Below are 2,037 nucleotides of genomic sequence, written 5' to 3' on the forward strand. Positions count from 1 at the left end.
ATGGGGAGATGGGGAGATGGGGAGATGGGGAGATGGGGGAGTTGCTAGTGGTGCGTGATAAGACGGGCTTGCCATGGTTTTCCGGCTGTTGGCATCGGTTGGGATCCCCGTCCCGTAACACACCACTATTCCTGTTCCCTATTCCCTATTCCCTGTTCCCTATTCCCTGCTCCCTGTTCCCCGTTCCCTGTTCCCTAGCTTGACAGGTAAATTTTCAACTTGGTGCAAGATCTAAGTATTACCTAGCATTGCTCCTGTTGGATAACTCAATGGGAGCCAAGAGAAGTTTATCTGGCACTGCTATCGCTGTGGGAGCAGTTTCTGCCACCTCAGATGCAGCAGCATCCTGATTTCTGTTAAGTGTACCTGGTGCAACGACTTCTAATAAACCAAAAACAGCAGGACCACCGTAATAGTTTCCGGGGTTATCCGGATCGGGATTTTTCATAAGAATAGAACGATTCCCCAAGGGAGCATCAGGAGCAGCAGTGATGGTGAGGATGAACACTTGCTGATTACTACCTAGATCCTGAAAATCTGTTTGTTCAAAGGTAATACCTGGTGAACCAGTAAATTCAATAGTGGATTGTGAATCGCTGTCAAATGCGTACAGTACAACATTCTCCACGGTAGTCCCTGGCTCAATACGCATATTTAAGCTAGAACGAAACGCTACACTAAGCATTTCCAATTCTCTCAAGACATACGGACGAGGTAATAACTTTGGTTCCCCTGCACAAAGAAGCCCATCTTGGTTCACCTGAGGCAAGCCCAGACCTGCAAGAGCAATTTGGAAAGTTTGAGCAATTTGTGCCCCGTATTCAATATTGAATCCATTGATGGTAATATCGCTAACCGTAAAGCCTAACTCCTCAGGCACTTCATAAACTGCATGGAGAATATAGTCCATTTCCTCCCCAGAGTCCCGTTTACGCCCGCGAATCACCTTCCAGTAGTCCGAGGGTTTAGCATCAACAGGCGCATCAAAGGGTAATTCGTAGGTGTTAAAACTAGGTTCTTGGATGTACAGACCGACGGGATTTGCCAGGGATATCCGAAGTCCAGAACCTGGTGCTCCTGTTCCCCGCACTAATCCGTTAACAGACGCTCCAATGGTGGGATCACTGTTACGGTTTGGGGTACCATACCGACTGCAATTGATCAGCTGGTTTTTGTCTGTAATTGGATTACCGGCTGCATCTCTACGGAGGACTGTGGCTTGTCCAGCTAGAAATACTTCCGCACTTAGGGAATTAGGATTGCTAATCAGGTGAACCGCTCCAGCAGTCGTGGTGCTATTCCAGGGATTGCGATCGTTATAAGCTGGTCGCCCCGTGGCGGGATCGATAACTAAATTACCTTGTTGGTTACGCAGATACAGATCCTCAATTTTGACCTCGGGACTGACTAATTTCTGGTAAAGGCCCAAGACAACATTGGGATCGACTTCCCACAAGGTATACCAGTATTCTCGGTTCTCACATGTGAACATTACTTTGGTAATCTTACCCTGTGCATTGCGGGTGACGCTCCACTCACAATATTCATCCTGCCAGCCACGGGGACCACTCGGACCATAGTTATCCTCCGGGGGTGGTCCTTCGTCAGCATATTGCCACTGGGTACGTTCCCCAACATTGGGATATGCCATTAAAATCCGGTTCGGGAACGCCGTCCATTTAATCGGTACACCCTTCGTTCCTTCTGGAATATCAGTTTTGAGAGGATTGAAATATTGGCTTAGGGGTGGTTGGTTAACTGAACTCCACGGATCGTTTTGCAAGGTTTTTTCTGTATAGCGATTAATGTTATTACTCCAGCGAGTGCGTAATGCTTTTTCCTTTTCTTCTTCTCCACAAAAATCATTTTGATTGGCTGGTGGATCAAATTGAGGTAGTTTAGCCATTGATTGACTCCTTAGTTTTTTAGTGTTATTGATATGGCAAGTAATAGCAAAGGGAACAGGGAACAGGGAACAGGGAACAGGGAACAGGGAGTAGGGAGTAGGGAGTAGGGAACAAAAATTCTCACAATTCC

Annotated in this window: 1 protein-coding gene and 1 pseudogene; one reads left to right on the forward strand and one right to left on the reverse strand. The window is 46.9% G+C overall.

Annotated elements, in window-relative coordinates; genetic code table 11:
- A pseudogene (locus F6K53_RS38415) lies at positions 1-203 on the forward strand (hypothetical protein); the annotation flags it as partial.
- 35 nt (positions 204-238) lie between these two features.
- Here the strand turns inward: F6K53_RS38415 and F6K53_RS38420 are convergent.
- On the reverse strand, positions 239-2,037 hold a 1,799-nt coding region (locus F6K53_RS38420), incomplete at its 5' end, for a hypothetical protein (RefSeq protein WP_293085064.1).

The sequence above is a fragment of the Moorena sp. SIO4A1 genome (genome assembly GCF_010672065.1).
GTDB lineage: Bacteria > Cyanobacteriota > Cyanobacteriia > Cyanobacteriales > Coleofasciculaceae > Moorena.